Here is a 4,953-nt window from a genome sequence, read left to right on the forward strand (position 1 = left end):
ATAGCTACATATCGGCAGTTATATGCAGCTAAAGGGTTTACCGCTGAGCAAGCCTCAGCTCTTGCCATGAAAGCAATCGGCCAAAACTTATCCCTGCAAACGCAACTGTTAACAAACAGGGCAGTCTTTATGACGCTGGCAATCATCCTGGCTATTGTTGCTTTTCTTGTCTTGACGGTCCCTTCCATCAGCAAAACCTATTTACATTGGAACAAACGGATGTTTACGCCTCCGCGGGGATAACCGGCGCTGGCATTTGGCGGAATTGGAAAGAAGTCCGCATGAAAAAAAATGATCAGCAATTTGAGAATCTTCAGGTAACCTAATATTCAAAATCAGAAGAAAAAATTCAGTATGAGCCCTTAGTTATTACGTACATAAGTTTAGATCATTTTTATTCAATCCAACTGCTATAAAATTCCATTCTAATGTAAGCAGATATTTAAATTAAATATGCTGATAATCAGCAGGAATTAGTTTGTCACAGCCTACATAAGCAGGCATTAAATACACAAAAATGAAAGGGAAATACAGAATTTTATTTTCGGCTATTTTGATTATAGTTGGACTACAAATGAGTGCTCAGGCACAAGAATACAGGTCTGCAACAAAGTACGGTGAACCGGGGAAAGCGCCGGGAATGAAAGTTAAATTGCTAAGTACAGTTGGTGATGTTAAGACCTACGCGGTAATTTTATCTAAAGGGGATGAGGCTGTATCCGGACTGACAGAATTTGCAGAAAAGTATAACGTAAAAAGTGGTCATTATCAAGCCATAGGAGATGCCATGCATATAGAAGTAGGCTGGTTCGATTACAACCGAAAGCAATTTCTGGTTGTGCCTATTGATACAGCCGAAATTACTTCATTTACGGGCGATATTGCCTGGTACAAAAACAAACCGGTAGCCCACACCCACATGACGGCTTCCTTAAAAGATGGTTCAGTAAAGGGCGGGCATTTGCTACAATTAATAGTTGGGCCAACGCTTGAGATTATTGTTACGGTGGAACCAACCTATTTGTACAAAAAGCTGAATGAAGAATTTCAAGCAGGGTTGATTGACCCGGATATTAAAAAATAACAGTAATGCAGGAAGAAGAATATAGATCCGCATCGCAGGAAGTGGAACCGGGTAAGGCACCTACCATGAAAGTTAAATTATTGAGTTCTGTAGGGGATGTTAGAACATATATGGTGATTTTCTCCAAAAATGATGAGGTAGTCTCGGGTTTAACAGAATTTGCGCTGAATTACAATGTCAAAAGCGCTCATTTTCACGGCATAGGAAGTGCATTTAGCTTAGAGTTGGGATGGTTTGATTTTGACCGCTTGCAATACCAGGTTATTCCAATGGGAATTACTGAAGTAACTTCCTTTATGGGCAATATAACCTGGTTAAATGAAAAACCAATCGTACACGCACATGCCACAGCTTCCTTAAGGGACGGAATAGTGAAAGGCGGGCATTTATTGGCACTCAATGTAGGACCTACTTTTGAGGTAATTGTTACGGTAGAGCCAACCTCTTTATACAAAAAGCTTGATCAGGAATTCCAGGCAGGTATGATCGTTTAAATAGATGATTAGATAAAAAGCTGTTTAGAGTTTTATAGAACAATGTGTTTCTGCCCAAAGTAAACCCTTCCGGCTAATGCTGTTTCGGTCCTCTTTAAAAAAAGGCCGAAACGGCAGTAGGATTCTCATTTCTCCGTCAGAATACCCGCTTTGTTCGAAAACCCTAAACAGCTTCTATGTTACTATTGAAAACCTAAACAGTTTAATCTTAACAATACAAAATGAAAATAGAACTTTCTGTTTTAGACTTAATGATGATTGGCGAAGAACGAAGGTTTCTGGATACCATAGAAGGTGCCAAAATGCTGGCTCAGGCTGTTGAATCGTTTGGTTATAAACGGTATTGGGTGGCAGAACATCACGATATGCCAGGAATAGGATCTTCTGCTACTACTTTGCTCATGCAATATCTGGCCGCCGCAACCAGCAAAATAAGAATAGGGTCGGGAGGCGTTATGTTGCCTAATCATGCTCCTTTGATTGTTGCCGAACAATTTGCCACTTTAGATACCATGTTTCCGCAAAGAATTGATTTTGGCGTGGGTAGAGCACCTGGGGGAGCAGGGCCAGCAATCAGGGCAATCAGAGGTAAAAATCTGGAGAGGGATTTTGGGCAAGATCTGAAAGAAATTTCAGACTACCTGGCTGATAACCGCCAGCAAGCCGCCCGGGGAATCCGAGAGCCGCATGAAGTACCAGTGTATATTTTAGGTTCAAGTTTAAACAGTGCTGAATATGCTGCTAAGCATGGTTTGCCCTATGTTTTTGCTTCTCACTTTGCTCCCCGGTTTTTAATGGACGCTATTCAATTATATAGAAAGTTATTTCAACCTTCACCTACTCTGGAAAAACCTTATGTAATAGCGGGTGTAAATATAATAGCAGCAGATACTCCTGAAGAAGCTACCCTGATTGCCAGCTCACATCAAAAATGGGTAGTGCAATTATATACAGGAAACGCAGGCTTACTGCCAAAACCAGAACCCGATTACTTTAAAAATACAACTGCCAATGAAAAAGCCATCTTAGCTGAAGCAATGGCCTGTACGGCTATTGGCGACAAATCAAATGTTAAAGATTGGTTGGAATCTTTTTTACAACTTACCAAAGTTGATGAATTGATAATTGATGCCAGGATATATGACCCTTTAAGCCGCTGTAAATCTTACCAAATTGCGAAAGAAGCAGTGGAGGCATTGTAATATCTTACAGTTGCAAATAATAATATAGCAGTTGCATTAGGCCTTCAGTTTTTGGGGTATTTTGTAGATACAATGGTCGAACTTTAAAATTTAAAAAAGCTCTAACTATGCTTTTGTTCGCAGAAATGAAACGTCATGTAAAAATAAAAAAAGAACATGTTTAAAAATCAAAAGCTACTATTCCTGATCATAACGATATTATTTTTTGGATTTTCTGCGGATGCTCAGAAAAAAGATGGGATTTCGGTGAAATCAGTAAAGATCCAGAATGGAATGATTTCTGGTGTAGCTGGAACCGACCCTGAAGTTCTTGTTTTTAAGGGGATTCCATATGCCGCTCCACCTATAGGCAATTTACGATGGAAGGCTCCTCAGCCGGTTGAAAGCTGGCAGGGAATACGGGAATCTAATACCTTTAGCCCCAATGCGTACCAGGCCAAACCCAAACCTTTTGGCGTGTACACATCAGAATTCCTTATTCCACAGGATGGTGCTATAAGTGAGGATTGCCTTTATCTTAATATATGGACAGCTGCAAAATCAGTTAAGGAAAAAAGACCGGTTATTGTTTTTATACATGGCGGCGGGTTTGTAAGTGGGTCGGGTTCAGTACCTATTTATGATGGCGAAGCATTTGCTAAAAAAGGGGCTGTTTTTGTTACATTTAACTACCGCCTTGGCATATTTGGTTTTTTCGCCCATCCTGAATTGACAAAAGAATCTGCTCACCAGGCCTCCGGCAATTACGGTATTTTAGATCAGATCGCTGCCTTGAAATGGGTAAAGAAGAACATACGTGCATTTGGTGGCGACCCAAATAATGTAACCATCGCTGGGCAATCGGCCGGCTCCATGAGCGTCAACGTTCTTGCTGCAAGTCCATTGGCCAGAGGGTTATTTAACAAGATAATTGCGGAAAGTGGTGGTTTTGTAGTAAAGGGTGTTTTTGGCGGAACGGAACCGCTAACCGTTGCCGAGCAAAAGGGTTTACAAATTGAAAAAACTGCCGGTGCAGCCAGCCTGCATGAGTTGCGCCGCTTACCCGCAGAAAAGTTGCTATCCTTGCACCAGGGAATGGGAACAGTAATCGTTGATGGGTATGTGCTTCCTACCTCTGTTCCATCTATTTTTGCCGGCGGCAAACAAACCCATGTTCCCCTGCTTACAGGTTATAATGAGGCAGATGTGCTTTTTCAGGAGCCAGCTACGCTTGCAAGTTACCGGGAGCAGGTACAAAAACAATTTGGGAATGATGCTGCCATGATTTTGCAGCTATATCCGGCTGCCAATGATAAAGAAGCAACAATAGCGGCAAATAACCTTACCCGCGACTCCGGATTTGGTATTCAGAATTTTGCCTGGGCGCGGATGCAACAGGAACAGGGAAAAGCAAAGGCCTACATGTACTTCTTCAAACGCCAGGTGCCGGAGATTGGCGGAACCAATGAATATGGTGCTTTTCATACAGCCGAAGTGCCTTATGCGTATGATAACTTAAAATTTCTTAACCGGCCCCTGCAAGAGGCTGATCAACAATTGGCGAATTTAATGTCATCTTATTGGATTAATTTTGCCAGAAGTGGCAACCCTAATGGACCCAAACTTTCCCAGTGGCCCGAATTTAACAGCAATGGTCAGGTTATTGTATTTGGCTCCATATCTTCCGTAGCCCAACATCCTTATTTTGATGCGCTAGAATTTCTTTACCAGCGGTCGACGAAATAAAAATTTCTTGAAATAAATTTCAGACAAACACCCTGTCGTCTTCACGATTGCTACAAATCTATGGCCTAAAACGCAGGGATAAACTAATAGTAGGATACAAGGCTAAAGAATTGAAATTATGAGTCGTCCTGAACAACTTACCGCATATTGCAGGATGGAGGCATGGGTTTAGATTCTGTTTTCGGCCTCTTTTTAGAAAAAGAGGCCGAAAACAGAAAATTGGACACACAAAGAAATAAAGCATGACTGCCACCAAGCAGGTTAAAACTTTTAAACTGCTTCATAACCAAAAAGCACCTTTAGCTTTCTAAAGGTGCTTTTTTATCTTCAACCTAAACCGAAAGGTTGGCAAGAAGCAAATGGATAGGTCCTTGCTGATGTTTAGCTAAAAGCCTTCCCCTTTTTTTATTAATACTCCTCTAAACCGCCCACTTCGATATTCCAGAAC

The 4,953-nt window shown here is 41.3% G+C and carries 5 protein-coding genes; all 5 read left to right on the forward strand.

The window, feature by feature from the left end; translation table 11 throughout:
• On the forward strand, positions 1 to 243 hold a 243-nt coding region (locus LN893_RS20185), incomplete at its 5' end, for a hypothetical protein (RefSeq protein ID WP_229973209.1).
• 274 nt (positions 244 to 517) lie between these two features.
• The gene (locus LN893_RS20190; RefSeq protein ID WP_229973210.1) at positions 518 to 1,084 is read left to right on the forward strand and encodes a PPC domain-containing DNA-binding protein; all 567 of its coding nucleotides are present in this window, start codon (positions 518 to 520) and stop codon (positions 1,082 to 1,084) included.
• Positions 1,085 to 1,089: 5 nt separating this feature from the next.
• On the forward strand, positions 1,090 to 1,578 hold the full coding sequence (locus LN893_RS20195; protein ID WP_229973211.1) for a PPC domain-containing DNA-binding protein: 489 nt from the start codon (positions 1,090 to 1,092) through the stop codon (positions 1,576 to 1,578).
• Between the two features lie 221 nt (positions 1,579 to 1,799).
• Entirely contained in the window at positions 1,800 to 2,780 is a 981-nt protein-coding gene (locus LN893_RS20200) for an LLM class flavin-dependent oxidoreductase (protein WP_229973212.1), read from the forward strand.
• A 156-nt stretch (positions 2,781 to 2,936) separates the two neighbouring features.
• Positions 2,937 to 4,505 (forward strand): carboxylesterase/lipase family protein, encoded by a 1,569-nt coding sequence (locus LN893_RS20205; protein ID WP_229973213.1) that lies wholly within the window; start codon positions 2,937 to 2,939, stop codon positions 4,503 to 4,505.
• The last annotated feature ends 448 nt before the right edge of the window (positions 4,506 to 4,953 follow it).

Source organism: Pontibacter harenae (assembly GCF_020907245.1).
Classification (GTDB): domain Bacteria; phylum Bacteroidota; class Bacteroidia; order Cytophagales; family Hymenobacteraceae; genus Pontibacter; species Pontibacter harenae.

What these genes read in the sequence shown, in the direction of transcription:
- LN893_RS20190 (WP_229973210.1), top strand. Translation starts at nt 518, where the DNA reads ATGAAAGGGAAATACAGAATTTTATTTTCGGCTATTTTGATTATAGTT.
- LN893_RS20195 (WP_229973211.1), top strand. Translation starts at nt 1,090, where the DNA reads ATGCAGGAAGAAGAATATAGATCCGCATCGCAGGAAGTGGAACCGGGT.
- LN893_RS20200 (WP_229973212.1), top strand. Translation starts at nt 1,800, where the DNA reads ATGAAAATAGAACTTTCTGTTTTAGACTTAATGATGATTGGCGAAGAA.
- LN893_RS20205 (WP_229973213.1), top strand. Translation starts at nt 2,937, where the DNA reads ATGTTTAAAAATCAAAAGCTACTATTCCTGATCATAACGATATTATTT.